Below are 254 nucleotides of genomic sequence, written 5' to 3'. Positions count from 1 at the left end.
TGTTGCCTGCTTCTGATTTAGACCGTTTGGCGAAAATGCCTACCAAAGATCAAGCTATTAGCATGTTCATGGGTACGCTTAAAGCTCCAATCGAAAAATTTGTTCGTACTTTGCAAGCGCCTACCAGAAAATGGTTCGCACTTTTGCGGCCGTTCGCGACGCAAAACAAGCTGCTTAATCCATTTTGGATAAGTAACTTTTATTTAATTCTGTAAGCTTGAAATAGGAAAATATCATGGCTGTATCTAAAGACG

1 pseudogene is annotated in these 254 nt (G+C 40.2%); it reads left to right on the top strand.

From position 1 onward, the window contains the following. Positions 1 to 215: pseudogene (locus E8Q33_RS15180) on the top strand (hypothetical protein); the annotation flags it as partial. Positions 216 to 254 lie beyond the last annotated feature (39 nt).

The organism is Methylophaga sp. SB9B, from assembly GCF_004832235.1.
Lineage (GTDB): Bacteria > Pseudomonadota > Gammaproteobacteria > Nitrosococcales > Methylophagaceae > Methylophaga > Methylophaga muralis.
The sequence above is the reverse complement of the archived record's forward strand: the minus strand, read 5'-3'. Positions and strand labels throughout refer to the sequence as shown.